Source organism: Bradyrhizobium sp. USDA 3262, assembly GCF_054060035.1.
The window spans coordinates 8,776,048-8,789,327 of record NZ_JBSSCT010000001.1; the positions used below are offsets into that span (position 1 = coordinate 8,776,048).

The 13,280-nt window shown below is 62.9% G+C and carries 15 protein-coding genes; 6 read left to right on the forward strand and 9 right to left on the reverse strand.

All coding sequences use genetic code 11. From position 1 onward, the window contains the following. Window positions 1–72: 72 nt before the first annotated feature. From ACVWYP_RS41515 to ACVWYP_RS41525, 3 genes are all read left to right on the forward strand, one after another. Window positions 73–708, forward strand: a complete 636-nt coding sequence (locus tag ACVWYP_RS41515) for a nitroreductase family protein (protein ID WP_028341937.1) — start codon at window positions 73–75, stop codon at window positions 706–708. A gap of 34 nt (window positions 709–742) precedes the next feature. Beyond that, on the forward strand, window positions 743–1,288 hold the full coding sequence (locus tag ACVWYP_RS41520) for a carboxymuconolactone decarboxylase family protein (RefSeq protein WP_304500408.1): 546 nt from the start codon (window positions 743–745) through the stop codon (window positions 1,286–1,288). Between the two features lie 108 nt (window positions 1,289–1,396). Further along, entirely contained in the window at window positions 1,397–2,041 is a 645-nt protein-coding gene (locus tag ACVWYP_RS41525) for an FMN-dependent NADH-azoreductase (RefSeq protein WP_035631963.1), read from the forward strand. 86 nt (window positions 2,042–2,127) lie between these two features. Here ACVWYP_RS41525 and ACVWYP_RS41530 read toward each other — a convergent pair whose 3' ends face one another. The 3 genes from ACVWYP_RS41530 to ACVWYP_RS41540 form a co-directional block, all read right to left on the reverse strand. Then, window positions 2,128–2,586 (reverse strand): DUF3788 domain-containing protein, encoded by a 459-nt coding sequence (locus ACVWYP_RS41530; protein WP_028341935.1) that lies wholly within the window; start codon window positions 2,584–2,586, stop codon window positions 2,128–2,130. A gap of 83 nt (window positions 2,587–2,669) precedes the next feature. Next, window positions 2,670–4,106 (reverse strand): MFS transporter, encoded by a 1,437-nt coding sequence (locus tag ACVWYP_RS41535; protein WP_051447953.1) that lies wholly within the window; start codon window positions 4,104–4,106, stop codon window positions 2,670–2,672. Continuing rightward, on the reverse strand, window positions 4,103–4,642 hold the full coding sequence (locus tag ACVWYP_RS41540; protein ID WP_028341934.1) for a peroxiredoxin-like family protein: 540 nt from the start codon (window positions 4,640–4,642) through the stop codon (window positions 4,103–4,105). The genes ACVWYP_RS41535 and ACVWYP_RS41540 overlap by 4 nt, the downstream gene beginning before the upstream one ends. 425 nt (window positions 4,643–5,067) lie before the next feature. Here ACVWYP_RS41540 and ACVWYP_RS41545 point away from each other — a divergent pair, with 425 nt between their 5' ends. Next, window positions 5,068–6,531: an MFS transporter gene (locus ACVWYP_RS41545; protein ID WP_304497301.1), complete on the forward strand. Its 1,464-nt coding sequence runs from the start codon at window positions 5,068–5,070 to the stop codon at window positions 6,529–6,531. Window positions 6,532–6,720: 189 nt separating this feature from the next. Here the strand turns inward: ACVWYP_RS41545 and ACVWYP_RS41550 are convergent, their stop codons facing one another. The 6 genes from ACVWYP_RS41550 to ACVWYP_RS41575 all read right to left on the reverse strand — a co-directional run bounded on the left by ACVWYP_RS41550 (window position 6,721) and on the right by ACVWYP_RS41575 (window position 11,104). Further along, window positions 6,721–7,266: a DUF1993 domain-containing protein gene (locus ACVWYP_RS41550; protein ID WP_051447952.1), complete on the reverse strand. Its 546-nt coding sequence runs from the start codon at window positions 7,264–7,266 to the stop codon at window positions 6,721–6,723. A 137-nt stretch (window positions 7,267–7,403) separates the two neighbouring features. Beyond that, window positions 7,404–7,979 (reverse strand): cytochrome P460 family protein, encoded by a 576-nt coding sequence (locus ACVWYP_RS41555; RefSeq protein WP_028341933.1) that lies wholly within the window; start codon window positions 7,977–7,979, stop codon window positions 7,404–7,406. 184 nt (window positions 7,980–8,163) lie between these two features. Next, window positions 8,164–8,376, reverse strand: coding sequence for a GNAT family N-acetyltransferase (locus ACVWYP_RS41560; RefSeq protein WP_304497302.1), 213 nt, complete (start codon window positions 8,374–8,376; stop codon window positions 8,164–8,166). Window positions 8,377–8,432: 56 nt separating this feature from the next. Then, window positions 8,433–9,170, reverse strand: coding sequence for a peroxiredoxin-like family protein (locus tag ACVWYP_RS41565; protein ID WP_028341932.1), 738 nt, complete (start codon window positions 9,168–9,170; stop codon window positions 8,433–8,435). Beyond that, a complete protein-coding gene (locus ACVWYP_RS41570; protein WP_028341931.1) occupies window positions 9,167–10,102 on the reverse strand; it encodes a LysR family transcriptional regulator in 936 nt (311 codons plus the stop codon). Before ACVWYP_RS41570 ends, ACVWYP_RS41565 begins: the two co-directional genes overlap by 4 nt. 315 nt (window positions 10,103–10,417) lie before the next feature. Further along, window positions 10,418–11,104, reverse strand: coding sequence for an antibiotic biosynthesis monooxygenase family protein (locus tag ACVWYP_RS41575; protein ID WP_304497303.1), 687 nt, complete (start codon window positions 11,102–11,104; stop codon window positions 10,418–10,420). Between the two features lie 435 nt (window positions 11,105–11,539). Here ACVWYP_RS41575 and ACVWYP_RS41580 point away from each other — a divergent pair, with 435 nt between their 5' ends. Next, a complete protein-coding gene (locus ACVWYP_RS41580; protein ID WP_304497304.1) occupies window positions 11,540–12,646 on the forward strand; it encodes an ATP-binding protein in 1,107 nt (368 codons plus the stop codon). A gap of 110 nt (window positions 12,647–12,756) precedes the next feature. Next, window positions 12,757–13,161, forward strand: coding sequence for a baeRF12 domain-containing protein (locus tag ACVWYP_RS41585; RefSeq protein ID WP_028341929.1), 405 nt, complete (start codon window positions 12,757–12,759; stop codon window positions 13,159–13,161). Window positions 13,162–13,280: the final 119 nt, after the last annotated feature.

A 13,280-nucleotide genomic window follows, 5' to 3' on the forward strand; every position in this document is an offset into this window, starting at 1 on the left:
GCACCCCCTGCGGCATTTCCGGCGAAGAGAGCGAAAGCATTTCAACCTGTCCTTTCACGTATAGGATTCACCATGACAAACGGGATCACCACGACCAACGCGGTTATCGAATGCATCCTGGGCCGCAGCTCTGCCAAGTACTACGACACTGCAGCCACCCTGAGCGATGACCAAATCAGCGAGCTCGTGCGAATTGGCACCACCGCGCCAACATCCTTCCACTTGCAGAATTGGCGCTTCATTGCCGTTCGCTCGCGTGAAGCCAAGACTCGATTGCGGCCGATCGCCTGGGATCAGCCTGCAATCACTGAAGCATCAGTTACCTTCATCGTCTGCGGTCAGTTGGCCGACTCCAGCGTCGTGCCAGAACGCCTTGCACCGCTGGTGGAATCCGGCGTCATGCCGGCAAAGATGGTTCCGGAATGGGAAATCCCCGCGCGCGGTCTGTATATGGCGTACCCGCAGCGTCAGCGCGACGAAGCCGTTCGCAGCGCCACCTTCGGCGCGGCCGCGATGATCTATGCGGCCGGCTCGCTCGGCCTGGGTTCGACGCCGATGATCGGTTTCGATGCGGAAGCCGTGCATCGCGAGTTCGGGCTCGCCAAGGACGAGGTACCGGTCATGTTGCTGTCCGTGGGAGCCCTGCGTCCGGGCAACTGGGCGCAGAAGCCGCGCCGTCCGGTGACCGAAGTGTTGAATCTCGTTTGATCGTTAGCGCAACCAGCAACCCGCGGGGACTATGATGCCAAGAACTGCTGCTCTCAAGCCGGAACAGGTGCCGGCCGATTCAAAATCGACCCTCGATATGTTCACCAGGAACATCGGATTCACTCCAAACATGATGGCGACCTTCGCGGCAAGCCCGATCGCATTCAACTCTTGGGCCACCCTGCTCGGCTCCCTGAGCAAGGCGCTCGACGTGAAGACGCGTGACAGCATCGGCCTCGCGGTTTCCGAGGTGAATGGCTGCGACTACTGCCTGACGGTTCACAGCTTTACGGCCGATCACATGGCCAAGCTGCCGGCCAATGAAATTATTCTGGCCCGGATGGGCCATGCCAGCGACCCGAAGCGGGACGCCGCCATCCAATTTGCGCGCAAGGTCATCGAGACCCGCGGCAAGATCAGTGACGCGGATCTGAAAGGCGTGCGCGATGCCGGCTACACGGATGCGAACGTCATGGAGATCGTCGCGCTGGTGGCAATGTATTCCATGACGAACTTCTTCAACAACGTCTTCGATCCCGAGAAGGACTTTCCAGCCATAGCGCCCGCTGGGTCGCTCTGAACTCCAGCCTGGTCGCATCGATCATCGCTGAAGGCTATCGGAGCTTTTTATGTGATGCGCGATGCGGCCGGGACTCGAAGTGACGGGGCTGGGCGAAAAGAGTAAAGCATGAAGAGTATCCTTCATATTGATTGCAGCCCGCGGGCGGAATCACACAGCCGGCAGCTCTCGGCGGCGATTGTCGAGAAGCTACTCGAGATCGAGCCCCGGGCGACCATCTGTCGGCGAGATCTTGGCGCCGCCCCATTGCCGCATGCCACGCCTGACTACGCCACGACGCTTTCGACGGCAGCAACGTTGGCTGCTCCGCTGAAGGGTTCGCTGGATCTTTCTGAAACGCTCATTCAGGAAGTCGAGGCGGCGGATGCGGTGGTCATTGGAACGCCGATGCATAACCTAACCATTCCCTCGGTCCTGAAGGCATGGGTCGACCAGATTTTGCGCGCCGGCCGCACATTCAGATCGACGCCGGTTGGGAAGGTGGGAAAGCTCCATGATCGCCCGGTGTTCATCGGTATCGCATCTGGTGGCGTGTTCACCGGTGACCGGGCCAACCAGCCCGATTTTCTCACTCCGTATCTTGCGGCCGTGCTGGGCTCCATTGGTCTGAAAACCTTGCAATTCCTCCCTGTGCAAGCCACTGCGTTTCTTGAGGGAGATAACGCCACGTCAGCGAGGGCAAAAGCGCTTTTGGCGCTCGACCTGACGGTCATGGGGAAAGTCCCATGCCCCGCGACTGTCGAAGGTGAGTGAAGCATCGCTCCACCGCTCGGTAAGGTGTTCGAGGCTCGCGCCGATCTCCTGGAAGATCACTACGGCATCGGCGCGGCGCAGACATCTCAACCGGGTGACCGCGGAGGAGGACGCTTCAGACTTAAAAGCTCCGTCACGTCACGCCGGTCGACCGCGGAAGAGATACCAACTTTCAACCATTTTCCGTCGGGGTAAGTTCGAGCTTCATCGTAAAGTTTGACCAATTGCGGGCGCCACCCGTAACGCCGCGCCTCAAACTTCTCTCGCTCTGCTCCCCCCAGGACCACCTCGACCGAAAACAACCTGTATTCCGGCAGGAAAGTGCAGAATGCCCTGGATTTTTTGTAGCGCAGGGACCAACCGCGCTTCTTGCCACGATAGAGCCATTCCGGCGCGAAGACAGCGGGGTAGTTTGCCTCGATCCAGTTACGCAGCTCGGCCCAATGCCCGAACGCCTTCGGCCCGATCCAGTCGCGGACAGTGCCGTCATCGGGCGGTGCTGACTTGCCGGTGATCCTGTCGCCGACCTCGGGAGATAGTCCCATATTATTTTCCTTCACATCGCAACTCCATATCGTGAGCTTCGGAAGACTTGGTCGGCCGCACGACTGGCCATTCGATAGCGGAGTCAGTCCCGCGGAATGAAATCGACATGGGGCCCTGGCTCGATGATGAACACCGCGAGCGTGGTGAGAACGCAGGTGACCGCGGCAACAGCCATCGCGATCTGAAATCCCGAGAATAGCTGAGGGCCGCCCTGCTGCAGGACGCCACCAAGCAGGGCAATGGCGAAGAGCGACCCGGCGCGCGAGACCGCACTGTTGACTCCAGACGCGGTTCCGGCGCGATCGGGCTCGACGGTGGTGAGGACGAGGGTTGTCAACGGCGCAATCGCCAGGCTCATACCAAGCGCCAGCAACAGGATGCTCGGGAAGATGTCCGCCCAATAGGTCGCGTTCGGACCGATACGGAGCGCCATGATGCATCCCAGGGCGGCGACGGCGCCGCCGGCGAACAATGGCACGCGCCGGCCGAACCGGCGGCAGAGCACACCGGCGAGCGGCGAGACGACCATAATCAGCACCTGCAGGGGAACGAAGGCCAGGCCCGCCACCAGCGCCGGCAAGTGTGCGCCCCGGATCATCACAAACGGGATCAGGGTTAGCATGACCGTGAACGGCCCGTAGAGGAGCGCAGTGAACAGGTTCGCGCCGACGATCGACCGTGAAACAAAGAGCGAAGCGGGCAGCATGGCATTGTCGCCTAATCGCCGTTGGTTCACGATGAAGCCGGCTAAACTGCCCAGACCGACAATCAGCATGACGAGCACCCATGGGCTCGGACCCGAACCGTTGGTCAGGTTGATCAGCGCCGCGCTCAACCCGCCGAACCCGACTGTCGACAGGACCGCGCCACCAACGTCGACCCGAACGTGCCTGGCCGGTGCGTCGTTGGGTATCCACGCGATGCCGACAGCCAGCGCGCCGGCGACTACCGGCAGGAGCATCAGAAAGGTCGTCCGCCAGGACCCGTGATCGAGGATCGCGCCGGCGATCGCGGGTGCGACGCCGGCGGCAACAGCCGCTGCGGCGGACCAGATTCCGACCGCGCGAGCTTTCTGGTCGGCGGGAAAGGCCCGCCCAAGCACGGAAAGACCATTGGGCAGGATCACGGCCTCGCCCAGGCCTTGCAACAATCGACCGACGATGAGCGACGCGAAACCCGGCGCGAAGGCAATTGCGGTTGCGCCGAAGCCGTAGAGAGCGATGCCCCCGAGGAAAATCCGCTTCTGTCCGAACCGGTCACCCAGGGCGCCGGCAACCAAGGTCACGGCAACGAGCGGCAGAAGCTCGGCGTTCATCACCCACTGCAGGTCGAGCGGCGACAGGCGCATCTCTTGGCCAATCGCAGCGAGCGCAATCGTGACGACGGCGCTGCTGACGAACACCAGGCAACAGCCCAGGCTCGACGCGGCGAGCACCTTGGTGCTGCCCCACGCGTCAACCGCCTTGGGCTCGGAGAGCGCAAGGCCGAGGTCGGGGAGGATCAGTGACGCGCTGCTCACGATGAGACAGGGCCGTCATACTCGCCACGCGCCGGATAAGCCTTGGAGATCGCGAAATCGATCGCCTGAAGCAATTCCGAGAACAACGGACGTGCAAATGGCATCGTTTGAACCGCGCCGTAGTACAAGGTACCGTCCGGACGGACCAGGAACACGCCCGGCTCCGAAAATAGCGGCGGCTCCTCGACGTTGATCGACGACTTTCCCTGCGACGCAGAAATATACAGCCCCCATTGCCGCGCAACCGTCAGCGGCAACGAATGTCCAAATCGCAAGTTGGTGCCGACCTTGCGCGCCATTTCCTGCGAACGCTCGGCAACGTCAGAGCTAACGGCAATGACCTTTGTGCCGCGGCGCTCATATTCGGAGATCAGCGATTCCAGGTCGCGCAGATATTTGAGACAGACCGGACAATGGAGCCCACGATAAAAGCATATCAACGTAAACCGCTCCGGCGTGTCGGTCGCAAGGTCAAAGTCGCCATGAGCAAGGGTCGGCACGCGCAGTTCTGGAACCGGTCGACGAGGCAGCAGCATTCTCTTCTCCACAGTCCACCCATAGATCGCAGCGCGATACGAAACCTTCCAATAATCGGCATGCATGGTTTCCATAGCGGTGAGGAATACTGCTGTGACGTTCCTCTCTACCTGCGTAAATCAAAGCAAGCGCGCGGCCCGCGACGGCATCACGCCGCGCGGCAAGCGGCAATAACGATCGTCGATTGATTCCATGGCGAGAGGTGACTTCCCTCGCGGCAGGTTCGACAGCCACGGTGTGAGATCGCTGTCAGACACACCCACACCCCGGAACGAGACGGCAAATGACCACGCCTGCAAGCCAGAGACGGCGAGCTTGTCACCACGAGACGCAGCCCCTTGAAGGACGGCACAGCCACCGCGTTATCGATGCAGAACCCTGCCCGCGAGAGCTCGGGCGGGAGGCGCCGCCCCGCCACCGAGGCATGGTGCTCACGGCCTGCGTGCTCGCGTCGTCGATGGCGTTCATCGATGGGACCGCGCTACCCGTTGCGTTACCGATATTGCGCGCTGATTTCGGAGCGGACCTTGCCTCCGTTCAATGGGTTCTCAACGGGTACATGCTGGCGCTCGCGTCGCTGACATTGATCGGCGGTGCGCTCGCGGATGTTTACGGCAAGGCGCGAATGCTGGGGCTCGGTTGCGTCCTGTTCGGTGTGACGTCTGCGGCTTGCGCGCTGGCGCCTTCGCCGACCTGGCTGATCGCTGCCCGCATCGCACAGGGAGCAGCCGCGGCGATCGTCACCCCCGCCAGCCTCGCCCTGATCGGGGCCACCTATCCGCGCGCCGAGCGAAACCGGGCGATCGGCTTATGGGCTGCGGCATCGGCCCTCACAACGGCCGGAGGTCCTGTCCTGGGCGGCTGGCTGACCGAGACCTTCGGCTGGCCGTCCGTGTTCTGGATCAACCCGCCGCTCGCGCTCGCCGCCGTGGGAGTTCTGCTGGTCTTCGCACCCAAAGACGGCCGGATCCAGCGCCGATTCGACCTGATCGGTGCCGCGATCCTCGCTGCGGCGATCGGGGCCCTCACCTGGGCACTGAGCCAGATCGGCTCCGCCGAAGCGCTGGATGCCACGAGCACTCCAGCCCAGCCGGTCACGGTACTCATGATCGTCGCCTGGCTCGGCATTGTCGGGCTCGCCGTCTACGCGTTCTGGGAGCGCAGAAGCGAACACCCGATGACGCCACCTCGCCTGCTGGAAAACCGCGCCTTCCTCGGGCTGAACGTCGCGACCCTGATGATCTATGCGGCGGTTTCGATCATGTTTTTTGTGTTGCCGTTTGATCTCGTCGATCGTCGCGCGCTGTCATCGACCGACGCCGGCCTGGCATTCCTGCCCTTCACGCTCGGCGTGGGGCTCATGTCGAACGTCTTCGGCAGGTTGGCGGACAAGATTGGCGCGCGGGCCATGCTCATCGCGGGACCGGCAGGTGCGGCACTCGCCTATGTCTGGATGGCGCTCGGCCGGGCAGAATCCCTGATGCTCGGCGTGATCGGACCCGTGACCCTGCTGGGCCTGTCCTTCGCTGTGCTCGTGGCACCGCTCACTGCGTCGGTCTTGTCGAGCGTGAATCAGGCCGACGAAGGGCTCGCTTCCGGGATCAACAATGCGGCTAGCCGGATTGCTCAGCTTGCCGGGGTAGCCTTCGCCGCCGGCGTCGCGCCCTTTGCGTCCGGTTACGAAGTCGGCCTCGCCGTAGCCGCCGCGACCTCGATCGCCGGTGCCTTTACAGCTTTGATGACTCTGGCGCCGCGCGCTGCGAAAGCGGGCGTCGCGCTATCTGAACCGGCGAGCGCTGCTGGTAGCGGCTCCCATGGAAGCGAAAGCCGCTCCGGCGACCAGACAAGAGACCGCGCCATGATCTCCGCCCAGGCCGAAGATCAGTGAGACCAGGGCCGAACCAAGTGTGTCCATCCCACGTAGCGAGCCGCAGCATTCATCCCACTTGAAGCGCCACTACGCTCCTTGGGTCCAGCTGTCATCATCGCCGTATTGTAATCGCTCGACGCCGTCTATCAGGATGAAATCTCCGGCACAAACTTTAGGGGGGGCCGCGCCGCGCACTGCGCCCGCCTCTCACGAGTAGTCACCTCCGCTCTGCTGACTGAGGTTGCCAAGGTAGTCGCGCTTTCCGATCTTCGCTCCGAGGCGCCGAAGGATCGCGTGCGCAATCGAGATGTGGAAGAAGAAGTCAGGCAGCACCAGATGCCGGATATAGTCGTCGCCGCCGAACCAGCCGCGCGCGATGGGCGGCGTTAGCCCGTATGTGTGGGCCTGCGCGCCGGCAACCTCGTCCGGCTGCACGTTCTGCAGGAAGCGGCGCGTCTCGAGGAGACGCTCCCTCAATGCCGGGTACATCATGGGGATGTCGCGCGGTGCCGGCGCGTCGCGCTGCATCAGTTTCGCCAAGTGGGCGTCGACCTTGTTGCAGCTTACCGAAAACTGTTCTCCGAAAGTCAGCATGTCGGACGCGAGCCGCTCGCCAAGGATACCGCCGGGCTCGATCCCGCGGGCCCGCTCGAGCGCTTGGGCATGGTCGAGATAGTCGGCCATCACGTTCAGTCCGTGCACCATGACGGGGACGGTGATGTCATAGACCGAGAACGACACGTCGAACTCCATGCGCTCGCTTGTACTCTGGACGTCGATCGGGTCCGAAAGGCTGACAGCCGAAACGAATCCTCACCATGAGCACTTCAATTTTTTCAGCTTGCGGCATCAACTTGCGGGATTCGAGAAGCGCCCACGCATTCGGTCGCCTAGCGACGCAGGACCGGATATCCGTTCACGTAGATCCAATCGGTTGTCTGAGCCGGCACGTGGCAGCCCTGGCAATCCGAATGGTAGTCTGTGGAGGTGGTCTTGAGCGGCTTGTCGGCGTCGAACCACGACCATCCCCACCCGTCGCCCCACAACGGGTTGCCGGGGTGCGTTCCCTTGCTGTCTTTCACCATGACGAACCAGCCCTGGAGCTTGTCGGCATGGCTCACCCTGCCGGTTGTCATCTCGTCCGTCGCCGTCGCGAAGACCTCTTTCACCAGAACGGCGCCGTCCGGGAACTGCCCCGTCTTCCGATACGCATCGATCGTTCCCGGGGATGCCCAGACGACATGCATTTCCTTCGAGCCCTGGCCGCTGTCGGCGGCAATTGCCCAGCTGCCGAGCGCCTGGTAGAGCGTTCGGTAGTCCGCCGGCACGCGCAGATGCCCGGTGGCGTCCACGACGTTCGCGGTCGGGCCGGCCGAGGCCGCTCCGTTGATCTGCGCGAGCGCCGCCACGGCGCCGGCCACCAGCGAGACGGCGACGGCCAGACCGACTGTCCTTGATAATTTCATGGGAGCTCTCCTTTTCTGCTCGCGCGCGGTACGGAGACTCGGCGCAGCGTCTTCAATCACTGTTTCATTCGCTGCGGAGCCGACCGCGTGCAGCTCGGCCGACCTGGCGGACCCAAAGATCGGACGCAGCCTATGAAATTAGAAATTCCCTTTGGACATGCTTTCGATAGGCGTGAGGTATCGTTCAAAGGCGCCGCGCGGCATAGGAGGAAATGAACGGGCATTTCGCGATTACCTTTTTCCTGTCGCGCCGCAACGCTTCGAAAACGCCATCCGCCAGCCGCGATCCGTACCCCCGACCGGACAGATCCTGTGGCACTTCCGTGTGGAGGAGAACGACGCGACCGTCTTCGATCTTGTAGTAGGCGACCGCGAGCGCTCCGTCGCCAAGCGGCATTTCAACCGACTCATCGCCGGATTATCCCGGATACTGCTGTCCACCTTCAGCCTCCCTCACCGAGACATGGAGGCGGCGTGGCGCAGCGACGCCAATATCTGCGCCGGCTCGTCCCGTATCGTGAAGTCAGGCTCGACGAACGCACTGCGAATCCGGCCTTCCGAGTCGATCACGTAGGTCGCGGGGATGGGCAGCATCCAGATCGGTGACCCGTGGCGGGCGCCGAAGTCAAAGCCCAACCTGGAATAATGTGCGATGGTATCATCGGGCACCCGGAACAGTACGCCATACGACATGGCGACGCCGTAGTCGACATCGGACAGGACCTTCAGATCCAAACCCAGGCTCCGCTTGAGCTGCCGCGGGAAGTCTTTCGTGTCGGGCGTCACGACTGCGAGGGTCGCGCCGACGCTCTCGAACTCATCCTTCGCAGCCTGGAGGGCGGAGAGCTCAGCGGTGCAGAACGGACACCAGCCGCCGCGGAAGAAACTCAGCACGAGGGGTCCGTCGCGGCGCAATTGCTCGGAGGAGTGGAGACGGCCGTCGGCGTCCGGCAAAAGGAAATCTGGCGCCTCGTCCCCGACCTTCAACGCGCGCGATGCCACGTCGGTATCGCGGAGCCAGCCCACGAGGTGGTTGTAAGACTCCCAATCTGCCGCGCTAAACGTCGACAACAGCTCGGTGCGAATCTGGGCGAGTGTCTTGTCGGCCTGGTTGGTCATCGGCAAGGAGCCGTCAAGCTGAAGATCGGTTGGCTGGAGGCGGCTGGCCGCCGGCGCGGGTGTCGTCGTCATGCGGACGCCCTCGCCATCTCTACGACCGTTTCGTAGGGCACACCCCGGTCGGAGACCTCGAACGACCAGTCGCGAAGCCGCGCGACCTTGACGAAAGCGTCCAGCGCCGGCGAGTAGCGGCGCCCCTGTACTGCCAGCAGCCGCACCTCCCGCAAGACCGGGTCGCCTTCGAGCGGGATGGTTTTGAGCGTCGGAAGGCGCGGCATGTGCTCGGGCGCGAGCATCACGCCGAAGCCCGCAGCCGCCATGTGCTGCAGGTGCAAGTCGTGACCGCTGCAGTGGCCGAAGTGAGGGGGCACCTCCGGAAAATACGACCGCTGGATTTTCGGGGCAACATCGCATTCAGCCCGTTCCAGCAAGACGGTTTCGCGGAGGTCATCGATGCCGATCGACTGACGGTTTGCGAGCCGGTGTGTCGGCGCGAGCACCGCGACGTAGCGTTCCTCGAACAGCGACCAGTCGTCGATACGGTCGGGCACGTCCTGCACATCCCCGACCATAGCCGCGTTGATCTCCCCCGCAAGCAAGAGGTCGACGAGCTTCTCCGCCACGCCCTCGCGCAGTTCGACGTGAAGTCCAGGGACGAACTTTGCGATCTCCGCGATCGGATCGAGGACCAGCGATGCCGAGATAGAGGGGGCGAGGCCGATCTTCAACGGCGCTACGTCCTTGCGTTGGAATTCCTCGGCCCTGCGGCGCACCGCCTCCGCCGAGGCCAGTGTGCGCTCCAGCATCGGAAGGACTTCCTTTCCAAGGTCGGTGAGCTGCGTCAGCTGGCGTTCGCGGTAGATCAGCTGGCCGCCGAGTTCCTGCTCGAGCTTCTGCACTCCCTTGGTCAGGGCCGGCTGCGTGACATTGCACAGCTCGGCCGCGCGGGTGAAGTTGAGTGTGGACGCCACAGCGAGAAAGTAGCGAACTTGATGAAGCTCCATGGATCGTTTCCGTCAAGATGCGGTTGTCTGTGCTGATGAGCCTTTGCGCTCCGCGACGTGACGAGGCACGCCGCAATCATGCGGCCTAGATGCTACTTGCGTGCCCCCGTTTGAATGACCTGGCTGTTGATTTGGACGCACGGACACGCCTTCAGGAATCTCTGAGAGCCGACATGGTGAAGGGTTGGGTGAACGAGGAAAAGGCTCAATTCGGACGCGTTGCCGTGCGGCGTGCAGTCGACGCCGTTGTAGGCGTCGTGCGTTCGCCCGGATCATCTAACTACGCGGCCGGCCGGCCCTTTCCGGCGCATGGCGTCAGGCGCGGAGCGTCTCACCGCCTTTGGCATCTGCGTAGTATTGAGGCGCTTCGCGGCGGTCGTGTTTCCCGTAGTCGCGCACGATCCGCACTTTCCGGACCCTCGCATTGTCATTCGGTGCGAAAGTGTCCTCGTAGGCCTGCGCCGCAGCGTGGTTCTTCCAGGATATGAGCAGAATCAGATCGCCAGGCGTGAGCATGGCGTCGCAGATGTCCCAGGACGTGCTGTCGGCCGCCCACGGGTTTAGGCCGAGCCACTCGGCGCAGTCATACGGGTTGTCGGTCTGCTTCCACTCCGCGGGGCGCGTCGCGTTGATCAGCGTGACCGTCGTTCCCTCCCCGACTTCGGTCTCGTCGAGCCGCTGCTCCGTGAGGGCGTACCCGGCAGGCACCTGATTGTCACCGGTGATCTGGCCGACGCGGAGGTGATAATCTGCGAAGATTTCGTCCCGGCCCTTCTGCTGGAGCTCGTGATGGCGCATGCGAGTCCGCCAGCGGACGAGCGACTTCTCGTCCCGCCAGCTCGAAAGCGAGAGGGTCCAGCCCTCGCGGGTCAGGCTCTTGTAGCGGATGTTGTCGACGAAGCCCTCGACTTGCTCCAGTTCGGGGCGCAACATCTTGGCGCTGTCGAGGTAGTCATCCCAACTCCCCTTGTTGGGGAGGAGCTCGAAAATCACTGAAAACATGATCGTATCTCACTCCCAGAGTGCTGCGACATAGTCGATCGTGGTGTTGCGAGCCGGATCAGCGCGGCGCCGTCGAAGCATGGAATTCCACATTGTGAATGGGAAGTGACGTCACGCCATGAAGTCGATAGCCGCGCGTTATGATGGCCGGAGGTCTGCCGCATCGGACTCGCGCAACCGAGGCCAGCTACTCCGGCAGTGGTTCGGGAGCCTGAGATCAGCCCAGGTCGGTCGGGCGTCGAAGAGTCCGCGCGAACGAGCCCACTCCGGCTAGCCAAGCGTCTTTCAGACAATCCGATAACGGTCGGCTATCGACTCCATGGCGAGAGGTGATTTTCCTTTCGACCATCATGGACTCAGACTTCGACCTACGTCGTCCCTTATGCGGGCCGAAGTCGCAGTTCCGCTGCACGATTGCAAGCCAGGAGGTCCGATATGCAAATCAGAGAGACGATTGGCGTTTCATTATCCGGCCCTGTCGAAGGCCGGCTGCTGGAGGATGTTGTCGTGCTCGCGGACCGCGCTGGCGTCGCGCTCGGAGTGCAGCATGCGTTTAGCGCACGAGTGCGAGACGTTCGCGACGGCGGTAGCGGTCTCATCGCGTCCAGGTACGCGGAGATCCCGCTCGTCGGCCCCAACGGCGAGGTCTCGGGGATTTTGTGCCGCGCCAGCGTGCCGTCTGATGCGCGCGGCGTGGCCACCCCTCGCAGGCGGGATATCGCGAGCATCATGCCCGACGTGGCGCAGTTCCTCGTCCACAACATCGACAACCTCCTCGCCGTGATCGACAGCGGCCTGCGGCTGCTCGAGTGCCAGACCGATGCCGCGCGCCGAAAGGCCATCCTTGCGAAAATGCAGCAGGCGATCGCGCGAGGCGCGATGTCCAGCCGGCAGTTCCTCGATGCCGAGCAAGCAGGCGCCGAGTCGATCGACGGGTTTGTCACAGGCACTCGCCTCGCAACGATCGCAAGTGCGCTTGACTGGACGTTGCCTCTGCACATCACGGTGCGCGCCGAGATCGCCCCTGACCTATGGGCCTTCAATGCCGACCCGGAGGAGCTATACTTCGCCTTGCTGGACCTTTGCCAAGTCTCGGCGGATGCCATGCCGAGAGGCGGCACGATCACCGTCAAGGCGCACAACGTCGAGCCTTCCGCCGACGCGTCCGGGGAATTCGTCGAGATCGTTGCCGCCGACGATGGGGACGGCATGCCTGAGAGGATCCTATCGCAGGCCTTGACCTCGGACTTCACAACAAGGGCCACGGGCCATGGCACCGGCCTTTCCCAGGTCCGGCGCTTCGCTGAAGAACGAGGCGGCGTGGTCTGTACAGAGAGCAAGCGCGGTGCCGGCACACGCATGCGTCTGCTGCTCCCGCGCGCGCACAGAGCCGGGCTCCCCAGCACGATCGTCGGCACGGAGATCGCGTACACGCCCTCCCCTAACGGCGGGATGTTTCACGTTGGTGAATCCCGCGACAGCTTTGGCGCCATCTTGGCCAGCGCGAACACCTGGAGACCGGTTCAGCGAGGGAGCTCATGATCCCCTCCGCCTCGACCATTCGTTCGACCGACAGGGGCTCATCGAAAACACGCAGTGGGGCGCTCGGCGTGCAAGTGTCATAGCTCGCCGGATGAACAGGAGATCTTTCGATGATTCTACCTGCCGGTACGACAGTTGCCGTCGCTGACGGCGAGACGTTTCGCATGTTCCACAATACAGGCGTGAAACCTGGGGTGCACTTGGTCGAGATCACGGCAGCTCCGCCCGCGCACCTCCACGCAGGCTCAGGTGCACGGCACCATACCGGCTCCGCCAACCCCGATGGCAGGCGGTTCATCGAAGAGGACTTTGCAGCGGCAACCGCGGCTTTCCTGAACAAGCTCAGCATGGACGGGACAATAGAGCACTTGGTCGTTGTCTCTGACCCCAGAACCTTGGGGGAGATGCGCAAGCACTTTCACCACGACCTGAGAAGCAAGATCATAGGCGAGCTCGCGAAAGACTTCGGCCGACGTCCGCTCTCAGATATCGCCTCACTGATCGCTGGCGCCTAAGGCACACGACGCCGGAATGCGCTCGCTGGTGAGAAGCATGTGCACTTGTCGGCCTGCTTCGCCATCTCAATCGTCGCCTCCAGCATCTCCTGCGGCATTCTCAACCCAGGCAGATGGGC

Coding starts and splice junctions, on each gene's coding strand:
- ACVWYP_RS41515 (WP_028341937.1), top strand. CDS start 73: ATGACAAACGGGATCACCACGACCAACGCGGTTATCGAATGCATCCTG.
- ACVWYP_RS41520 (WP_304500408.1), top strand. CDS start 743: ATGCCAAGAACTGCTGCTCTCAAGCCGGAACAGGTGCCGGCCGATTCA.
- ACVWYP_RS41525 (WP_035631963.1), top strand. CDS start 1,397: ATGAAGAGTATCCTTCATATTGATTGCAGCCCGCGGGCGGAATCACAC.
- ACVWYP_RS41530 (WP_028341935.1), bottom strand. CDS start 2,586: ATGGGACTATCTCCCGAGGTCGGCGACAGGATCACCGGCAAGTCAGCA.
- ACVWYP_RS41540 (WP_028341934.1), bottom strand. CDS start 4,642: ATGCTGCTGCCTCGTCGACCGGTTCCAGAACTGCGCGTGCCGACCCTT.
- ACVWYP_RS41545 (WP_304497301.1), top strand. CDS start 5,068: ATGGTGCTCACGGCCTGCGTGCTCGCGTCGTCGATGGCGTTCATCGAT.
- ACVWYP_RS41550 (WP_051447952.1), bottom strand. CDS start 7,266: ATGGAGTTCGACGTGTCGTTCTCGGTCTATGACATCACCGTCCCCGTC.
- ACVWYP_RS41555 (WP_028341933.1), bottom strand. CDS start 7,979: ATGAAATTATCAAGGACAGTCGGTCTGGCCGTCGCCGTCTCGCTGGTG.
- ACVWYP_RS41560 (WP_304497302.1), bottom strand. CDS start 8,376: ATGCCGCTTGGCGACGGAGCGCTCGCGGTCGCCTACTACAAGATCGAA.
- ACVWYP_RS41565 (WP_028341932.1), bottom strand. CDS start 9,170: ATGACGACGACACCCGCGCCGGCGGCCAGCCGCCTCCAGCCAACCGAT.
- ACVWYP_RS41570 (WP_028341931.1), bottom strand. CDS start 10,102: ATGGAGCTTCATCAAGTTCGCTACTTTCTCGCTGTGGCGTCCACACTC.
- ACVWYP_RS41575 (WP_304497303.1), bottom strand. CDS start 11,104: ATGTTTTCAGTGATTTTCGAGCTCCTCCCCAACAAGGGGAGTTGGGAT.
- ACVWYP_RS41580 (WP_304497304.1), top strand. CDS start 11,540: ATGCAAATCAGAGAGACGATTGGCGTTTCATTATCCGGCCCTGTCGAA.
- ACVWYP_RS41585 (WP_028341929.1), top strand. CDS start 12,757: ATGATTCTACCTGCCGGTACGACAGTTGCCGTCGCTGACGGCGAGACG.